Source organism: Candidatus Methylomirabilis sp., from assembly GCF_028716865.1.
Lineage (GTDB): Bacteria > Methylomirabilota > Methylomirabilia > Methylomirabilales > Methylomirabilaceae > Methylomirabilis.
The window spans coordinates 15497-33461 of sequence record NZ_JAQUOY010000019.1; the positions used below are offsets into that span (position 1 = coordinate 15497).

Annotated in this window: 18 protein-coding genes; 5 read left to right on the top strand and 13 right to left on the bottom strand. The window is 59.2% G+C overall.

The window, feature by feature from the left end; translation table 11 throughout:
* Positions 1 to 213: 213 nt before the first annotated feature.
* The 4 genes from PHV01_RS08725 to PHV01_RS08740 all read right to left on the bottom strand — a co-directional run bounded on the left by PHV01_RS08725 (position 214) and on the right by PHV01_RS08740 (position 4861).
* Positions 214 to 1047, bottom strand: coding sequence for a LuxR C-terminal-related transcriptional regulator (locus PHV01_RS08725; RefSeq protein ID WP_337290769.1), 834 nt, complete (start codon positions 1045 to 1047; stop codon positions 214 to 216).
* Between the two features lie 290 nt (positions 1048 to 1337).
* A complete protein-coding gene (locus tag PHV01_RS08730; RefSeq protein WP_337290770.1) occupies positions 1338 to 1709 on the bottom strand; it encodes a response regulator in 372 nt (123 codons plus the stop codon).
* Entirely contained in the window at positions 1706 to 3835 is a 2130-nt protein-coding gene (locus PHV01_RS08735) for a GAF domain-containing sensor histidine kinase (protein ID WP_337290771.1), read from the bottom strand. The genes PHV01_RS08730 and PHV01_RS08735 overlap by 4 nt, the downstream gene beginning before the upstream one ends.
* Before the next feature lie 321 nt (positions 3836 to 4156).
* Entirely contained in the window at positions 4157 to 4861 is a 705-nt protein-coding gene (locus PHV01_RS08740; protein WP_337290772.1) for a helix-turn-helix transcriptional regulator, read from the bottom strand.
* 399 nt (positions 4862 to 5260) lie between these two features.
* On the opposite strand from PHV01_RS08740, the gene PHV01_RS08745 reads away from it, so the two are divergent.
* Genes PHV01_RS08745 through PHV01_RS08755 form a run of 3 tightly spaced genes read left to right on the top strand, consistent with a single transcriptional unit; the run spans position 5261 to position 7689 of the window.
* Positions 5261 to 5965 carry a metallophosphoesterase family protein gene (locus PHV01_RS08745; RefSeq protein ID WP_337290773.1) on the top strand — a complete coding sequence of 235 codons (705 nt, stop codon included), beginning with the start codon at positions 5261 to 5263 and terminating at the stop codon, positions 5963 to 5965.
* Positions 5966 to 6002: 37 nt separating this feature from the next.
* Positions 6003 to 6509, top strand: a complete 507-nt coding sequence (locus PHV01_RS08750; RefSeq protein WP_337290774.1) for an inorganic diphosphatase — start codon at positions 6003 to 6005, stop codon at positions 6507 to 6509.
* 13 nt (positions 6510 to 6522) lie between these two features.
* Positions 6523 to 7689 (top strand): MFS transporter, encoded by a 1167-nt coding sequence (locus PHV01_RS08755; RefSeq protein ID WP_337290775.1) that lies wholly within the window; start codon positions 6523 to 6525, stop codon positions 7687 to 7689.
* 156 nt (positions 7690 to 7845) lie between these two features.
* Here PHV01_RS08755 and PHV01_RS08760 read toward each other — a convergent pair whose 3' ends face one another.
* Together PHV01_RS08760 and PHV01_RS08765 are read right to left on the bottom strand one after the other, a co-directional pair.
* The gene (locus PHV01_RS08760) at positions 7846 to 8685 is read right to left on the bottom strand and encodes an MqnA/MqnD/SBP family protein (protein ID WP_337290776.1); all 840 of its coding nucleotides are present in this window, start codon (positions 8683 to 8685) and stop codon (positions 7846 to 7848) included.
* Positions 8686 to 8699: 14 nt separating this feature from the next.
* A complete protein-coding gene (locus PHV01_RS08765; RefSeq protein WP_337290777.1) occupies positions 8700 to 9395 on the bottom strand; it encodes a chlorite dismutase family protein in 696 nt (231 codons plus the stop codon).
* Between the two features lie 307 nt (positions 9396 to 9702).
* On the opposite strand from PHV01_RS08765, the gene rpsU reads away from it, so the two are divergent.
* A complete protein-coding gene (rpsU, locus tag PHV01_RS08770) occupies positions 9703 to 9984 on the top strand; it encodes a 30S ribosomal protein S21 (protein ID WP_337290778.1) in 282 nt (93 codons plus the stop codon).
* A gap of 119 nt (positions 9985 to 10103) precedes the next feature.
* Complete coding sequence (locus tag PHV01_RS08775) at positions 10104 to 10463, top strand: RNA-binding protein (protein WP_337290779.1); 360 nt, start codon at positions 10104 to 10106, stop codon at positions 10461 to 10463.
* 129 nt (positions 10464 to 10592) lie between these two features.
* Here the strand turns inward: PHV01_RS08775 and PHV01_RS08780 are convergent, their stop codons facing one another.
* The 7 genes from PHV01_RS08780 to PHV01_RS08810 form a co-directional block, all read right to left on the bottom strand.
* A complete protein-coding gene (locus PHV01_RS08780; RefSeq protein ID WP_337290780.1) occupies positions 10593 to 11726 on the bottom strand; it encodes an AI-2E family transporter in 1134 nt (377 codons plus the stop codon).
* Between the two features lie 27 nt (positions 11727 to 11753).
* Positions 11754 to 12644, bottom strand: coding sequence for an isoaspartyl peptidase/L-asparaginase (locus PHV01_RS08785; RefSeq protein ID WP_337290781.1), 891 nt, complete (start codon positions 12642 to 12644; stop codon positions 11754 to 11756).
* A gap of 13 nt (positions 12645 to 12657) precedes the next feature.
* Positions 12658 to 13929 (bottom strand): M48 family metallopeptidase, encoded by a 1272-nt coding sequence (locus PHV01_RS08790; protein WP_337290782.1) that lies wholly within the window; start codon positions 13927 to 13929, stop codon positions 12658 to 12660.
* Positions 13930 to 13960: 31 nt separating this feature from the next.
* The gene (locus tag PHV01_RS08795) at positions 13961 to 14446 is read right to left on the bottom strand and encodes a tetratricopeptide repeat protein (protein WP_337290783.1); all 486 of its coding nucleotides are present in this window, start codon (positions 14444 to 14446) and stop codon (positions 13961 to 13963) included.
* A 254-nt stretch (positions 14447 to 14700) separates the two neighbouring features.
* Complete coding sequence (locus PHV01_RS08800; protein WP_337290784.1) at positions 14701 to 15831, bottom strand: ABC transporter permease; 1131 nt, start codon at positions 15829 to 15831, stop codon at positions 14701 to 14703.
* Positions 15828 to 16820 carry an ABC transporter ATP-binding protein gene (locus tag PHV01_RS08805; RefSeq protein ID WP_337290785.1) on the bottom strand — a complete coding sequence of 331 codons (993 nt, stop codon included), beginning with the start codon at positions 16818 to 16820 and terminating at the stop codon, positions 15828 to 15830. Before PHV01_RS08805 ends, PHV01_RS08800 begins: the two co-directional genes overlap by 4 nt.
* The gene (locus PHV01_RS08810; protein WP_337290786.1) at positions 16813 to 17871 is read right to left on the bottom strand and encodes an HlyD family efflux transporter periplasmic adaptor subunit; all 1059 of its coding nucleotides are present in this window, start codon (positions 17869 to 17871) and stop codon (positions 16813 to 16815) included. Before PHV01_RS08810 ends, PHV01_RS08805 begins: the two co-directional genes overlap by 8 nt.
* Positions 17872 to 17965 lie beyond the last annotated feature (94 nt).

The window sequence follows — 17965 nt, forward strand, 5'->3', positions numbered from 1 at the left end:
TTATGCGCCTCCTTGTTTTAACGCAGACTTTTACCGTTCTGGCGAAATCATACACTATGGAGACTGTCCCGCAAACCTCTTTTTATGCTTCGACAGGCTCAGCACGAACGGAATAACCTCAATGTTTTCAATGCCCATACCGTTCACCCTGAGCGTGTCGAAGGGTAATTATGAGTCTACAGAACAGGCTCTATGGCCACCGCAAAGGCAATCTTAGGACAATGGAATGGCGAGTGTGGAGATGAGAGGGATGACAGGGAAGTAAGTAAAGAATAGATCGATCAGACGATTCTGAAAGGCAAACCGGACCAGCGCGGTGCGGCCACCTCCGATGTCAAGCTTCTTGCGGATTCGCGCGGCGTGGTTCTCGACGGTCCGCACGGACAGTTGAAGCGCTGCGGCGATCTTCTTGTCGGGTAAACCCTGCGCGATATGCTGAAGCACCTGGGTCTCACGAGCCGTCAAACGCGTACCCTGGACGCAATCCGGCTGCCCCTGCGCACGCTGGGCCACCCGATCTCCAATCTGTGAATAGACAATACCGGGCGTCGCCAGACTCTCCGGAGATGTTCGATAGTAGATGACATAGGCGCAATTGAGCGACGGCGTCCCCGAGCATTCGCTCATACAGACCTTGACGTCGCCGATCGCCTCCGCCATGGCCCCGCCAAAGAGCCCGGACCCGAACTCGCACAGGTACGATTCGGATTCACTCGACTCCGCTAACCGGCACCCCAGCACGGTGACCCGAATCACGCCTTCCGACTCGACCGCGACTCGAAGCGTCCATCCGAACTGGTCCCCCAGCTTTTTCAGGCACTCGGCCCAGGTATAGCTATTCGGGCGTCCACGCACGTGACGCGTCTGGCAGTACTCCAACAACGCCTGACGTCCCAACTGCGCTCCGACACCGCGCATCATCTCTTGAAGCACCACAGGGTCGAGGTGTCTCGCGACGGCCTGGATGAGTCCGGACAGCGCATTGGCTCCCAGTGTCCGCTCAGAGTTCTGGCGCTGCCTACTCTTGTCACGAGCTTCACGCGCCATACACACTCCCCCGCCACGCCCTTGTGTCCTGCAAGAGGATATCAAGATAAGACATCCTCCCATAGAACCATACCTGGGCACACAGTAATTGGTAAATTTACAATCAGTATAGTGCGACAAGGGTAATTCTACCAGCCCAAGTTTACTCCTCCGCACGGGTTTACGGCGTATCGACTACCGGAGCGCGAAGCGCAAACCGGACCAGCGCCGTGCGGCTGCCGATCCCAAGCGCGCTGCGGACCTGCGCGGGATGACTCATTGGCTCGAATCTGCGCATGGGTGTCCGCGACTCAGCGTCTCAGCAGGGTAGCGACGGTCTGTAACAGGATCCGGGAATTGAGGGGTTTGGTGAGGTAGGCGACGCAACCGGCCTCCAGGGCCTTTGCATATGGTTCCGGATGGACATAGGCGGTCGTTATCACGATCGGGATCTGTCGCGTCTCGTCATCAGCCTTGAGCTGACGGATGAGCGTCAAACCGTCGATACCCGGGAGTTGCAGGTCCATGAGGATGAGATCCGGCCGCTCGATTTTGACCCGTTCCAGCAGGCCACGGCCATCTTCCGCCGACAGGACGGTATATCCCGCGGCGTCGAGAACCTCCTTCGCCAGCTCTCGGCCCGCCGGATCATCCTCCACGATCAAAATTACGGCCGGTGTCATCGTTCTTCCCCCATGTCCCGGCTCGCGGGCGGCGTCAGCGGCAGCCACACCGTGAAGGTGCTCCCATGGCCTGGGCCGGCCGACGCGGCCGCCATCGTCCCTCCGTGCAGTTCGACCAACTGCTTGGTCAACGCAAGGCCCAACCCGCTCCCCTGGGACTGCTGAGTGGTCTCAAGCTGCCGAAAGCGCTCAAAGAGGCGAGGGAGATCCTCCGCCGCGATCCCGATGCCGGTGTCCGCGACCGAAATCTCCGCATAATCAGGAGATTTCGAGAAGCTGGGGGTTGGGGTGCGGGCGGTGACCGTAACCCGGCCGCCCTCTGGGGTAAACTTGATGGCATTCGACAGGAGGTTAAGGACGATCTGCTTAAACCGAACCGGGTCGGCGGTGAGGGTGATCGGCGCACTGTCAATATCCGACACGATAGTGAGGCGCTTGGCATCAGCAACAGGCCGGATCTCGTAGACGGTGGCGGCGAGTGCCTCGGAGAGCGCGAGCGACTCGAGACGCAGGGTCAGTTTGCCCGCCTCGACCTTGGACAGATCCAGCAGGTCGTTGATCAGCGCGAGCAGGTGGCGGCCGCTGGTCTGGATGTGGTTGGCGTAACGGGCCTGCTTGGGGGTCAGCGGCCCGACGGTCTGGTCGCACAGTAGGTCGGCAAAGCCCAGGATGGCGTTGAGGGGGGTCCGCAGTTCGTGGGACATGTTGGCCAGGAAGTTGGACTTGTGGCGGGAGGCATCCGCCAGGTGGCCGTTGGCCGCCTGCAACTCTCGCGTTCTCTCCTGAACCAGGTCCTCCAAATTCTGGGAGTAGCCTACCACCTGCGCGTAGAGCTGGACATTCCGGACGGCTGAGGCGAGCGGTTCCATGAAATTACTCAGTATCGTGACATGATCCTGCGTGTAGGCGCCGGGCATCCGGCTGTCCAGCGTGATGGATCCGACCGCCTCCCCACCGACCAGCAAGGGCAGGATCATGGTCGAACGGATCCCCTCCCGCGCGACGAATACCTCATCGGCAAAGGTCTGCTCATGCTGCAGATCCCGAATCAGCCGAGGTATTTTGTGGTCCATAACCCACTCGACGGCTGTCTTGCCCGACGAATGCCATGTCTTCCCGTGGAAACACTTTAGAGAAGGCTCGGCGAACGACAGCGTCGCGACCAGCTTCTCCCCTTCCCGGACCACGACGCAGATCCGATCGCAGGGAACCAGTGTTGTGATGACTGTCGCAACGCCGGGAAAGACATCTTCCAGCATGAACGACTGGCTTAAGAGCGCGGACACCTTATTGATCCCACGCTGATACTCTTCCGCCTGAATCAGCGACGTCGCTTGCCAGTAGATGCTTCCTGTCAACGCGACGATCGCGAACACTACGATAATCGCCAGTCCGAACTCAGTGTTGAAGAAGCCGAACTGCTGCCCCTTTAACCGTATCCAACCCGCCAAGATCGGAAGAAGGATTGCGACAACCAGCAGCCGCCGCATCGCGGCGGCAGCAGCCGCATCGCTCGTCATAACGCCTACAATCCTGTGTTGCGCTCGAGCGAACACGACACCGATGGACAGCGCGAGGAACAGCAATGCCGTGGGCGGGGCGACTGTCGCGAAAGGATAAACCTGATGGATCGCGACCCCGCCGTAGAGGTAGGCCACGAGGGTCAAGAACGCCACCGAGGAGACCGCAACGGCCACGTGCTCAGCAGGCCAATAGCCGCTGCGAGTCTTCACATCCAGCAGCAGGAGGGCGCTGCCGAGCAGCAGAAAGCTCAGTGCGCTCGTAAACGCCATCCGGCCTGGATTCAGATGCGGTACCAGGTTCCTGCGTTCCTGCAACAGCAGTCCGTCGATTCCCAGGTCCTGCCCAAACAGATATTCGTACAGGTATTCGCTGAGTGCGAGCAGACCGATCAGCACGACGATCGATGCAGGGATCTGCGCGACCCGTCGACTCCATCTATTAGTGGACGCTGCGCGTGACAACCAGAGAGCGAGACCGGCCAGGACAAAGGCGAGCGCCGTGTTGGCCTTCATGGTAGGAAATTGCGGCGCCGGGTTCTTGAGGATATCCACGTCAAACCACCAGCCGACTAGGACCAGGCCGGCGACCAGGACCGCGCTCACGCTTGCGATGCGTGAAATCCACCGCAACCGTGATGGAAGCTGACGTGAATCAGGCTGAACACTCATAGCGTGCTATGACATACTGTTGTTTACTATTCTTTACTCCGAGTGTTACTTTTATAGTAATACTCTTCCTAATGCAAGAGTACAACTACTTAATGTCGTTGAAAACTCATGAATTGTACCGATGCGGCGCACCCATGGGCAGAGAACTCGGTGTGTTGAGCCCTCCGCAGCTTTCTCGCGGCGTCTTCAGGGCTCGATCAGATGCGTGCGATACGCAAATCGGACCAGCCCGGTGCGGCTATCGATACACAGTTTCTAACGGATCCGCGCGGTATGGTTCTCGACGGTCCGAACCGACAGCCGGAGCGTTGCGGCGATTTTCTTATCGGAAAGGCCCTGAGCAATGAGCCGGAGGACCTGCACCTCGCGCGGGGTCAGACGCTGGTCTTGTACACTCTCCAGCGACCCTTCGGCGACCAGAACCGACCCTTGTTCCGTGTGCGGATGGATGATGTCGGGTGTGGCGAGGTGATCCTCGGACTCGTCGAGGTAGATCGTGAAGACGCAGTGAAGCGGCGGTGTCTCTGGACATTGGTCGGCATAGATCTTTGCGTAGCCGAGCGTCTCCGCCACAACCCCGGCACAGAGCCCCGCGGCCAGGTCACACAGGTAGAATCCATACTCACGCGGTTCCGTGAACCGGCACTCCAGCACGTTGACGCGAAGTGTGTCAGCCGACTCGACCGTCGCTTGAAGGTTCCACCCACATTGCTGCCCTACCGCCTCCAGGCACTGGGCGGACGTTCGACGGTCACATCGTCTCTCCACGCCATGCGTCAGCCGCCATTCGGAAGCCGCCAGCCGACCATGCTCCGTCCCTATACCGCGAACGATATCTTGGAACACCGATGGGTGGATCTGCCTGGCGACCCTATGAATTACGCCAGCCAGCATCTTCGTCAGCAGCGCCTGCGGGCAGTCTGTTCGCTGATGGCTCTTATTGTCAACCCGATGCTTCACGACATGTCCCTTTTCTGTTTCGTCTCGTTTTCACACTTCACGGCGCTCCAGAATGATCCTCAGGCCGGATAGACCCACAATTCTGATTTTATTATGGAGGTGAGCACCTAACACATGCAAGCGTATATTTACGTAGATAGGATGCGTATAACTACGTATTTTTCTCGGACAACTCCCGTAGGTCCACCCACCCGCTGCTGGTGATTCAAACGCACGGCCACCTTAAAATAAGGAGGAGGAGCACAGAAACGGCTTTCTCCCCTGGCGGGAAGGCCGATCTTCCTCGTACCAACGCTACTGTCGGAAGAACCGAAACCGAAACCGTGAGCCGCGTCACGAAGTTCTTTCGAGACAGGCTCCATCGTGAGATAATGCAGCACATCCCGAGGTAACCACTTCATGAGAATACTGCTGCTTTCCGATCTGCACGCGAATCCGGCGGCGCTGGAAGCCGTCACAGCGGAGAGGTTCGACCGCTTGATCTGTCTTGGCGATCTTGTCGGCTATGGACCCTCCCCAAGCGAGGTCATCAGGTTCATCAGAGAACACGCCTTCGCGACCATCCGTGGCAATCACGACAATGCCCTGGCGCTTGACGTCGAGTGCCGTTGCTCGCCGGATCTGAAGGCGTTGGCGGAATCGACCCTCGCTTGCCATCGCAGCCTCTTGAACAGCGAGGAGCTTGACTGGTTACGGGCACTACCCAACTCGGTTGAGTTTACGCTCGACGGGTACCGCTTTGCCGCCTTCCATGCGACACCTCACGACCCGCTGTACGGATATGAGATCACGCCGGAGCTGCCCGACGATCAGCTCCGCGAACAGATCGAAGGGATCAAGGCTGACTTTATCCTCCTGGGACATACGCACCTGCCGATGGTGCGGGGGATCGGCTCGCGGATCGTCGTCAATCCCGGCAGTGTGGGTCAGCCAAAAGATGGCAACCCTGAGACGAGTTACGCCATCATCGAAGACGGCGTTGTTGAGCTGAGGCGCGCCAAGTACGATCTGCCCGGAACCGTGGATGCTCTGCGCAAGCTGCCGCTCAGCGCTGAGCTGATCGATCAACTGACCTCTATCCTTGAGCAGGGCACACTCAAATGATTGTCACTGTTGTACGTCAATTGAGGAGGATTCGACGGTGAACTTCAAAAGCCTGCCGATTGGCAATAGCGCCCCGGTCATTGTCAACGCCGTCGTGGAAATCCCTTCGGGCTCCAGCAACAAGTACGAGTATGACATGAGCCTGGGCGTGTTTCGGCTGGACCGTGTGTTGTACTCTCCGGTGCATTATCCGGCTGACTACGGATTTATCCCGGGCACGCTCGGTCAAGATGGGGACCCGCTCGACATCCTGATCCTTATCTCACAGCCCACGTTCCCCGGTTGTCTGGTCGAAGCCCGACCCGTTGGGATGCTGGACATGGTCGATGAGAAGGGGATCGATGAGAAGATCCTCGCCGTGGCCCACGGCGATCCGCGCTATCAGCGGATCGAGGATCTCGTGAGCGTGGAGCCTCACGTACTAAAAGAAATCGAGCATTTTTTTAACGTCTACAAAAACTTGGAAGGGCGAACGAGCCTGACATCCGGTTGGCTGGGTCGGGGCGCTGCGCATGAGCGTATAGAGACCTACCGCGTCAGGTAGTCAGGGGGTTCGCATGTTCGGCCTCAGCCGGAACGTAGTGGCGCTCGGGCTGGTCAGCCTGCTCACCGACGTCAGCGCGGAGATGATCTACCCGCTCCTGCCGCTGTTTCTGACCACCGTGCTCGGAGCGGGCCAGACCTTCATCGGCCTGGTGGAAGGGATCGCCGAGAGCGCGGCCAGCCTAACCAAGCTATTCTCCGGGTGGCTTTCCGATCGGCTTGGCCGGCGAAAAGGCCTGGTGGTCGTCGGCTATACCCTGTCCACAGTCGCCCGCCCCCTCGTCGCCCTCGCCCTCGCCCCCTGGCACGTCCTGATGGTGCGGTTTGCGGACCGTCTTGGCAAAGGGCTGCGCACCTCCCCGAGGGATGCCCTGATCGCCGGCTCTACCGACTTGGCCATCAGGGGAAAGGCCTACGGGTTCCATCGCTCGATGGACCACCTGGGGGCCGTGGCCGGGCCGGCCCTGGCTTATGTGCTCCTCCTGCTCATGGGTGGTCGGCTCAGGACCCTTTTCCTGCTCGCGGCGATCCCTGGCGTCTTCTCGATTCTTATTCTCGTCCTGAAGGTAAGCGAGATCCAGGTCAATCCCACAGCAGCCCATAAAGCGACACCAAGCGCCAGTCGCATGGATCCACAACTGACTCGCTTCCTCCTCGTCGTAACGCTGTTTACTCTGGGCAACTCCAGCGATGCCTTCCTGCTGCTGCGAGCGCAGGAAGTCGGCATCGCCGTTGCCCACCTGCCGCTGCTCTGGATGGTCTTCAGCCTGGTCAAGGCGGTGACGGGGATGCCGGGCGGAATACTCTCCGACCTCAGGGGCAGGCGAGGCGCAATCATCGCCGGATGGCTGGTGTACGCCCTCGCCTACCTGGGTTTCGGCGCCGCCAGTCAGCCCTGGCATATCTGGGTGCTCATCGGTTTCTATGGCCTGTATTTCGGACTCACCGAAGGAGGAGAGCGCGCGCTGATCGTCGATCTGGTCTCCCCGGACCGCCAAGCCTCCGCCTTTGGCCTCTTTCACTTCTGCATCGGGATCGCCGCCCTGCCTAGCAGTCTGCTGATGGGGTACCTCTACCAGCACTTTGGCGCCGGGCCGGCGTTCACCGTCGGCGCCGCCCTGGCCGGCCTTTCAGCTTTCCTACTCCTCATCCTGCTCCGGCCTTCGTCCCCTCAGACCTGAATGAGCGTGGGACGCCGGCGCCTTCGCACCTCTGGCTGGGTTAGCTGCAGCAGCATGGGAAGTAATGGACTACTGATGAGATGCGTTACTGAGGAGTAGGACTTGCTGGGAGTTGTGGCTTAGATCGAGGGTGTGACACAACGAGGAAGAGGGGACTTAATCCGGGAGGAACTCCGGGTGGATTCGTTTGGTGATCACGCCCTGCTCCCATGCCAAATTCAATAGATGTTCGAGGCCCCGTCTGCATTCCTGATTCCAAACGCGAGTATCCTCGTTCACATACATGCCGACGAATCGATCAGCCAGAGCCTCCTCCATACCGCGGCCAAACTGCAGGGCGTACTGGAGCGCCTCCTGTCGGTGAGCCAGGCCATAGTCGATGCTGGCCTGAAGGTATTTCGAGACTTCCAGGCAACATGACTCACCCAGATCCTTACGGATGGCGTTGGCTCCAAGCGGCAGCGGCAGCGCGGTCCGCTCGTACCACCAGGCGCCAAGATCCACCAACTTGATGAAACCGCGGGCGCCGAAGGTGAGCTGTCCTTCGTGGATGACAAGAGCAGCATCCGCCTCGCCGCTTTCGACCGCGTCGAAGACCCGCTCGAAGGGAACAGACACGGCCTGAAACTCATCCAGGTACAGCCGCAGTACGAGGAAAGCCGTCGTGAGTCTACCGGGGATGGCAATTCGCTTACCGCGGAGTTCGGCGAGATCGAGCCCTGGCTTCGCTACGAGGATCGGCCCGTAGTTCCGTCCGATGCTGGCGCCATGCGGTAGCAGGATGTAGCGGTCAGCCACATACACATACGCATGGACCGAAAGCGCCGTCACCTCCAGCCTGCCTTCCATCGCCCAACTGTTCAGGACTTCGATCGCTTCGAGGATATGCTGGAAGCGAAACCGGCCCGCGTGAAGTCGCTCCTTCGCCAGGGCGTAAAACATGAATGCATCATCCGGGTCCGGACTATGTCCGATCCGGATGAGAGATGTCTCCATGCGCTGTCCGCTCTCTAGCCCAGGTCGTCCAGGGTCTCGTGAATGGTCTTTTGAATGCAGGTAAAGATCGGCGTATCGCGAAGGGTAAAACGGCTGGCTTCGGTCTCGCGGAGCGCCATGATAAGCTCCACAAAATCAGCCGGCTGATCGCTCTCAAACGCGACCACAAACTCCTGATCATCGAGGCCGAATGAGTAGGTGGTGTTCAGTTTCACCGATGGAAACTTGTGGCCCACCTTGATATGGACATTCATCATCTCCTGACGCCGATCGAGCGGCAGCAGGTACCAGTCCCGTTGTTTGACGAACGGATAGACGAACAGGTATTGATGTTCACCGGGGATGATTGTCGATCGACGGCCCTCCTGGCCTGGATGGAGATGCTTAGTAACATAGATCGAGCGCCGAGCCATGGCAACGAATGAGTAGGGTGTCGTCAAGTAGGCGCCAAGCACCGTCCCGTTCATCTGTCGTGACATTTCCTGAAACAGCCTCAGCGAGTCACCGATCCGCCAGAGCATAAAGTCGGTGTCCGGCCGCAGCCCTACGGTGGAGTACGGGATCAGCAGCATCCGTTCACGCCACTGCTCCACCGCGGCGCTGAACTCCTTTTTACTTGTCTCGCGCTCCTCTTTCGGAAGGCGTCGCCAGGCCAAGTCAACCTTGTAAAAAGCAAAATTTACGTATTGTTCTTGGACTGAAGTCGGCATATCATCTTCGTCCTGCTTCCTACTTCGAGCTGGGCTGCCGCTTACGCAGCCCCATCCGTTTTTCCTTCGCCACCTCTCTTATACATCAGGATTAGGGTGGGCGCAAGGACTGGTTGAGGCGTCGATAGGGTTTCAGCTAATTATCCTTGACAAATTCGCTAGGGATGTTTATGCTTAATCGATTTTTGGTCTGAGGGCTGCGTTTACGTTTACAGAAAACACCGCGAGGACCATGGGCTCGCGGTATTTTCGTTTCTAAGACCGTGAATCATGTCAGCGGGAAACGACGCTGTGATGAAGAGGGATAATGGCTCCTGACGATAGCATTGAGGAAACGAGCGGGGGTTCGAGGTTCGATAAAGGAACTCGGCATCGCCCTCTCGAGGTCAAAGTAGACGGTCGAGGGGTCGAATCAGCTATTCGACTCTTCAAGAAGCTCATCTTGCGCGATGGGATCTTGAAGGAACTGAAACGAAGAGCGCACTACGAGAAGCCGGGGGAGAAGCGTCGCCGAAAGGTTCGTGAGGCCGCACGCAGACTTCGCCGCCAGGCGGCTCGCGCAGTTCGCCGCGACCAGTCGGAATTCTAAGTCCCCCGGAAGGGTCCGGGTGGATGAAGCCAGCCGTGGAAGGCGGGGCCATGGCGATGGCACCAATCGAATTACCCGTGAGAAGTCGGCCGCAGGCCGACGAAAGGAGTTCCGAGAGTATGGGGACACGAGTGTATGTAGGCAATCTCCCGTTTGATACGGATGCATCTGCGCTCCGCGCCCTCTTTGAAGAGGGTGGTCGCGTGGTTACCGATGTGAAGATCATTACCGATCGGGATACCGGACGACCCCGGGGCTTTGCCTTCGTCGAAATGGAGAACCAGAGCGACGCCCAGGCCGCCATCCAGGCCTTAAACGGGCGAGAGCTTGGTGGCCGGGCACTGACGGTCAATGAGGCAAAGGAACAGGCCCCTCGCGGTGGTGGCGGTGGCGGTCGCGGTGGATATCGCAGTGGTGGTGGCGGTGGCGGATATCGCAGTGGTGGTGGCGGTGGCGGTGGTCGCAGAGGCGGCTATTAACGGTGGTGGTGCACAATCTCCACGGAGCAGGTCCAGACGGGATAAAACCTGCTTGATTTACTCTAGCCTACTGAGGTCCTGAGACCCTTTACCCCTTTTCATAAAATCTGAAAGGTCCTTGCCTGATCATCATTTGCCCTGCTCGCCTCCGATAGGCTGATCGGCCGGGGCTGACGATAACTCCACATAGATTTCAAGAAAAGTCGAGAGCGTCACGAGAAGCACGGGCCCCAGGATAAACCCGAGGATACCGAATACCTGAAGACCGCCAAGCATGCCGAAAAACAGGAAGAGCGTCGGCAGATTGGTCCCGCCTGAGATGAGAGCCGGTTTCAGCACATTATCAGCCGTGCTGACGACTACCGTCGACCAGGCGAGCAACAAGATGCCGCGAATCCAGCTTCCCTCCAGAAACAGATAAATAGCTGCCGGGATCCAGATTAACCCCGACCCGCCAACCGGGAGTAATGAGAAGAGGGCGGTGGCCAGCCCGAGAAAGACCGGGTACGGGACACCGAAGCTCCAGTACCCTACTCCTCCAAGGACGCCCTGCGCCAGGGCCGTCACAAGCGTGCCGCGGACAACGGCCGACACAGCGTCGTAGAGGCGAGAAAAGAGTACCTCGGCATGCCTTCGTTCAAGCGGTAAGAACGTCTGGAGACTGCGGACGATCGCCTCACCGTCTCGGAGCAAGAAGAAGAAAGTAAAGGCGGCGAGAAAGAAATTGACCGTAAAGCTCAACAGGTTGAGGGCGATCCCCTTGAGGTTGTCGACAATAAAACTGCTGATGGCGCCCAGACCGTCCAGCAGCAGCGCGTTCAGATCGAAGCCCAGAGGCTTGAAGAGTAGGCTCACGCGGTCCCAAAAGACCCGGCCGGCCATCACGACCGGGTGGGACGCAATCCCCTCCAGTCCCTGCTGCTGATAGAGGCGCTCTGTTGCCTGATAGAAGCCGGCGGCTTCGCGCGTCAGCACCCACCCGCACAGGATGGCCGGGACCATCACGGCCACAATCACAGTGATCGTCAGTAAAAGGGCCGCCAGCCCGGACTTGCCGACGAGCCACTGCAGCAACCGGCGATAGACCGGTTGAAAGACAATGACCAGTACGACCGCCCAGAGAATTGGGGACGCGAAGGGAATCAGGATCAGGTAGGTCAGGTAGAAGAGCAGGAGCAGAGACCCGTAGAAGAACGCGACGGAAACACCGGTTCCGTTCCCGCTCCATCTGGAGGGTCTCCCCTCATGTTTCGTGTCGCTCATTCCCTCCACCCTCTCTGTTCAGTCGGCTCAATCAAAGATCTCTGGTTCTGTGTTACCCTCCAGGATACAGGCGCAGGCCATTTGTGCAGTGTTTCTCGCAACGCCGATTCGGCCGTATGAATCGAGCAGGATGATGCCGACCTCGGCGCCGGTCCGAGCTGTAAGTTCCCTGACGGCACGCCTGGCTGCCTCCATTGGCTCTTCGCCCATCCGGAGAAACTCGACAGCAGTCTTTGCGAGCACCAGCTTGATGATCGCCTCCCCATTGCCGGTGCAACTGGCCGCGCCAAGCTGATCGTCGGCATAGGTCCCGCAGCCGATCAGCGCCGAGTCGCCCACGCGGCCTGGCGCCTTGAGCGGAAGGCCGCCCGTCGAGGTGGCTGCGGCCAGGTGCCCCGCCTGGTCGAGAGCGACGGCGCCGACGGTGCCGACATTCTCAGCGTCTTCTTCTCGCAGGATAGCCCATCGGGTACGCTGTCGTTCTGTCAACAGCGCCTCGGCCACGCACTCCGTGATCCCAACCGTTGCGGCGAACTGCCGGGCCCCATCGCCCACAAGCAGGATTGGCCCGCCCGCCCCCATCACGGCTCTCGCAAGTGTCACGGGATTGGCGATTCGCTTGACGGCCCCGATGGCCCCGGCCGCCAGGTCCCGGCCGTCCATGATCGAGGCGTCAAGCTCTATCTCTCCATCCCGATTGAGGCAGGCGCCTCGGCCGGCATTGAAGGCCGGATCATCCTCCAGGATCTTGACTGCCTGCTCGACGGCCTCCACCGCGGAGCCTCCCGCTGTGAGTGTCTGCCATCCCTTTTCCGCGGCCGCCCGAATACCCGCGCGCCGCACCTCAACCAGGTCCGGGGCTACCTTTCCTGCGCCTCCATGGACCAGAATAACAGGACCGAACGATCTCGCACTCATCAATGCTGTCTCTTCACTGTCCCTGTTTCCCTCGGAATGCCTCAGCCATGGCGATCCGTTCCAGAACCGGAGGGTGGGTGTACAAGAGCCAGACTATCGCTCGCGGCGGCTCGATATCTGCGAGATTCGCCCTCGCAAGTTTGACCTCTGCGGCAATGAAGGCCCCGGGATTCGCGCTGAGGCGGAGCGATTCGAGGTCGGCTTCTCGTTCGAAGGACCGTGAAATGGCCGACTGGATCGGCGTCGTCAGACTGGTGAGGGCGAGGAAGAGGAGCAGCAGCAACGGTAGCGACCTGGGGTCAGCCGGATGAATAAAGCCGAAGCGTCCGGAGTCGGCAGCGGCATTCAGGAGGCGGGCGATCAGCCACATGGCCGCGAGCGCCGAAGCCGCGCCAATGGCCATCCCCTTCCAGATGTGATGGTGTCTCCAGTGGCCCAGCTCATGCGCCACAACCAGTTCTATCTCCTCAGGGGTAGAGCCGGCGATCAGCGTATCGTACAGGACGATGCGTCTGGATCGGCCAAGCCCCGCGAAGTAGGCATTGGTCTTCGCGGTCTTTTGGCTGGCATCCATCTCCAGGATCGGCCCCACCGTAAGACCCGCCCGATCAGTTAACGTACGGATCCGCTCTATCAGCCCTTGATCCTGCACCGGTCGGAATGTGTGAAACAGCGGATCGAGGAGGATCGGGGACAGCTCAGCGATCAGGCTCATCACAAGGACAAGGATCACCCATGCCGGCAGATACCAACGGACGGGATCCCATCGGATGAAAGTATAGAGCAGAATCAGCAGCGGGAGCATCATCCCCGCGTTGATCAGCGCTCCTTTTGTATAATCCCATGCCCACGAGGCGAACGACTGGTGGGAGAGGCCAAATGTATGCTCACGCAGGAAGCCCCCGTAGAGGCTGACGGGGAACGTAACCGCATAGTACAGCAGAGTCACTAAAAGGCCGAAGACCGCAATGGTCAGCCACACACGTCCGCTTGCAACCGAGACGCTGAGATCGCGAATTCTCGCAGACAGTGGGCTCATGGTCAGGAGTCCAAAGAGGCCAAGGGTCAACGCCATTCGCACGCCATACAACAGATATCGCCCTCGTGCGTATGCCCGCCCCCTGACCAACTCCTCAGCGGTAAAGTACTGTCGGGCCCTATCGCCGAATGAGGTGCGCAGATCTGAAGGTGGAGCGCCGTCCCCAAGCGCCTGCCTTTCAAGCGAGATCGTTGCCCCGGCGGCAAGCGCCAGCAAGAATACGAGGATGGACCATTGTGGTGACATATAGTGTGGGCCTCGAAAAGGGATCAGCCGATCAATTTAACAGTCCTAAGACCTTGTGCAACTCGAGGCGGGCCGCAACATAATTCGGCTCGATGTCCAGGGCCGTTTTGAGTTCTTTAATCGCCTCTTCGTACCTCCCCTTTCGCACAAGGACTCGGCCCATATTCATGTGGGGGTAATGGCGAGGCTCGTACCGCTTAGCCACCATGGCCCGCTCGAGCCACGGGACCGCCTCATCGTACTGCCCCTTCTCAATCAGGTAGACACCGATGTCGTTGTACGGATTACCGAAATCAGGGTCAACCTGGATGGCGGCCTCGCACTCCTTGATAGCCTCGTCGATCTTTCCCTGAAAGCTGTATGCCCACCCCAGGAAGGTATGAGCTTCGGCCGTCGGGTAGAGTTCGATGGACCGGGTGTAAGCCGTGATTGCGCCTTCCAGATCCCCACTCGTCTGTAGTCGGTATCCTTCTTTGCAATAGAATTCCGCCAACTCAAGTCTTCCCGGATCAGGCATGATCTTCACCTATCGTGACCGTATTCGCAGGCACAGCGAGGATCAGTCTTACTCTATGAGCCTGTCCTGCAAATCCTTATGTACCCTTCGACGCGCTCAGGGTGAACGGAATGGGCATTGAACATATTGACCTTTTTCCGTTCGTGCTGAGCCTGTCGAAGCATGAACGGAGGTTTGCGGGACAGACTTCTATGCTGGACGACTTCATTCTACCACGTGAACGGGCCCTGTGACGTGCTGAAAAAGGCCTGTGCTCAGCCGAGCTTCTTGTGGAAGCGGAGAATGCTGGTTGTGATCAGGATAGTCCCGATAGCGATGAGAACAAACAGATGAGTCCAAAGATAGGACATCCCGATACCCTTCAGGATGATCCCGCGGAAAATCTCCACGTAATAGGTGAGAGGGATCATGTATGCGACGGTTTTGGCCAGGGGCGGCATCGCCTCGATCGGGAAGAGCACGCCGGAGAGGTAGACCGACGGGATGAAGATGAAATACGATAACTGCATGGCCTGCTGCTGGGTCCTGGCGATGGTGGATAACAGGATGCCGAGACCCAGAGTCCCCATGATGAAGAACAGGGACAGGAAATACAGGAGGGGCAGGCTCCCACGTATCGGAATGTCAAAGATCCAGACGCCGAACACGAGGGCGAATGTCATTTGCGCATAGGCGATCAGGACATTCGGAACGATCTTTCCGATCATCAACTCCCAGCGGCGCAAAGGGCTCACGATCAGCGCCTCAAGCGTTCCACGCTCTCGTTCCCGCACCACCACCATGGCGATGATGGTGATGGTGGTCTGCATCAGGATGAAGCCCAGCAGGCCTGGGATGATGAAGATGGCGCTAACAAGGTCGGGATTGTACCAGGCCCGGACCCGGACATCCAGGGGGGTGGTAGGTGCGGCTCGACCGGCGCTCCGCTGCAGCATCTCCGACGCGATCCGGAGCGAGCCCACCTGACCGATGGCGTTGGCCGCATTGATGGCCGATGTCGCCACCAGCGGGTCCGAGGCGTCCACGATCACCTGGATCTGAGTGATACGCTGCTGCTTGAGCGAGCGGGCATAGTCGGGTGGAAAGATGATCCCCACCTTCGCTTTGCCGCTGTCGATGAGGTATGTGATCCGTTCATAGCTTTCCACGTGATAGTTGAGGTTGAAATACTGAGAGTTGGTAAACGCATGGAGGAGATCTCGACTCTCAGGCGTCCTGGACTGATCGAGGACAGCGGTCGGCATATGCTTGACGTCGGTATTGACGGCCCACCCGATGATGCCGAGGATCATCATCGGCATAAACAGCATCATCCCCAGCGTAAAGCGGTCGCGCCACATCTGGATGAACTCTTTGCGGATCATACCGAGCAGGCGTGACCTCATAGCCCACCTTCCCGCATTCGCTTCAGTTGCGCCCGGAGGGAGCGCCGATCGACCAGACCGACAAAGGAGACAAAGATATCCTCGATCGACGGGATCGCCGCCTCAACCCGGTTGACCTTGAGTTGCTCGGCAGTCAGGCGAGCCTCCACCTCGGTGGGTGATAGGCTCCTGTCCTCGGTGACCACGTGGATGGTATTCCCGAATCGGACCACCTCCGCCACGCCAGGAAGCGTTTCAAGAAATATCGTGGCCTCCCGCATCGGCTGGCACTCGATTTCGATGACCTGGCCTTTGAGGGCGTTCACCTTGATCTCCTCACGACTCCCTTGGGCCGTGATCCGACCCTGATAGATAAATCCCAGACTGTCGCAGTGCTCCGCCTCATCCATGTAGTGGGTGGTGGCCACGATGGTGATTCCTTCCTCGGACAGTCGGTAGATCAGGTCCCAAAAGTTACGGCGAGAAACCGGATCGACCCCTGCGGTCGGCTCATCCAGAAAAAGCAGCTCCGGCTTATGAATGATGCTGCACCCCAAGGCCAGGCGTTGCTTCCAGCCGCCTGACAGGTGGGCCGCCAGCGCGCCCTCGCGTCCGGTCAGGTCGGCCATCTGGATCATCTGCTCGATTCGGGCCCGCTTGATCCCATTCGGAACCGAGTAGAGACTGGCGTAGAAGTCGAGGTTTTCCCGGACGGTCAGATCCTCGTACAGACTGAACCGTTGGGACATATAGCCGATCTTTTCCTTGATCCGCTCCGGCTCCGTGGCAATATTGTGGCCCAGTACATACCCTGACCCCTCGGTCGGGTCCAGCAGCCCACAGAGCATCCGGATGGTGGTGGACTTCCCGGCCCCGTTGGGGCCGAGGAACCCGTAGATCTCGCCTCGCTTAATCCTCAAATCCACATGGTCCACGGCGACGATCTTGCCGAATCGCTTCGTCAGCCCTTCGGTGATGACGGCGTAGCTGTCGAGGTCGAGCTCAGCCATTGAGACCACTCCAACGGGCAGGCGGGCGACGACTGGTTCGCCCTGTCCCTCCACCTCCCATCTTGATCTCGGCATCGGCCGGCATCCCCGGCTTCAGCAGGCGCTCGCGGTTGTCCAGGCTGATCTTGACCCCGAAGACCAGATTGACGCGCTCCTTCTTGGTCTGGACCGTGCGGGGGGTAAATTCGGCCTTCGAGCTGATCTCGACCACCTTCCCTTCGAAGCGCCGATCCGGAAATGAATCGACGGTGACCGCCGCGGCCTGGCCGATGCTCACCAATCCGATCTCCGACTCCGGGATGTAGACGCGAAGCCACAGATCATCAGGATCGATGAGGATCAGGATGGGAAAGCCGGGATTGACGACTTCCCCTTGCTCAGCCCGCTTAGTCAAGACGATGGCCGTGAGGGGCGCCAGGATCGTGCTGTCACGAAGTCGGACCTGGGCCATGCCAAGCGCCGCCTTCGCTCGATCGCGTTCGTGACGGGCCGCCTCGATCACCTCCGATCGAGGCCCGATCCTCACCAGCGCAAAGCGTTCTTGCGCCGCCTTGAGCTGGCTCTGCGCAATCTCGATCCTGTTTTTGGCTCGATCTCGCTCCTGCGCCGAGATGGCGCCCTCCTTGAAGAGGTTATCGAACCGGTCCCAATCGTCCCTCGCCAGCTTCAGGTTATCCTGTGCCTGCTGCAGATTGGCGCGCGCCTCCTCGATCTCCTGAAGGCGCGAGCCGGCGAGCTGCTCTTTGAGTTGGGCCTCGGCCCTGGCCAGTGCCGCCTGCTGCTGCGCTACGTCTGCCTCGATCTCCGAGGTGTCGAGGCGAGCGATGACCTGATTGGCCTGGACCTGGTCCCCTTCCTTCACCAGGAGCTGGGCGAGACGGCCCGGCAGCTTCGAGCTGACCTCGACCTCGGTGGCCTCAATCGTCCCGTTCGCCACGAGTTTATCGCCGTCCCCCTTTTCGCGGACCAGCCCCCAGCCGACGATAAGTGCAGCGCCAGCCATGACCAGTAACGCTATAAGCAGCCCTATCTTCCGCTTCTGTTCCGTCATGCACTCTCTCGCGGGTTTATGACAATATTTACTTTCTCAATTCTGTTCCTCGGCCAACCAGTTTTTGTAGGTTGGGTTATGGTGCTCCCCATTG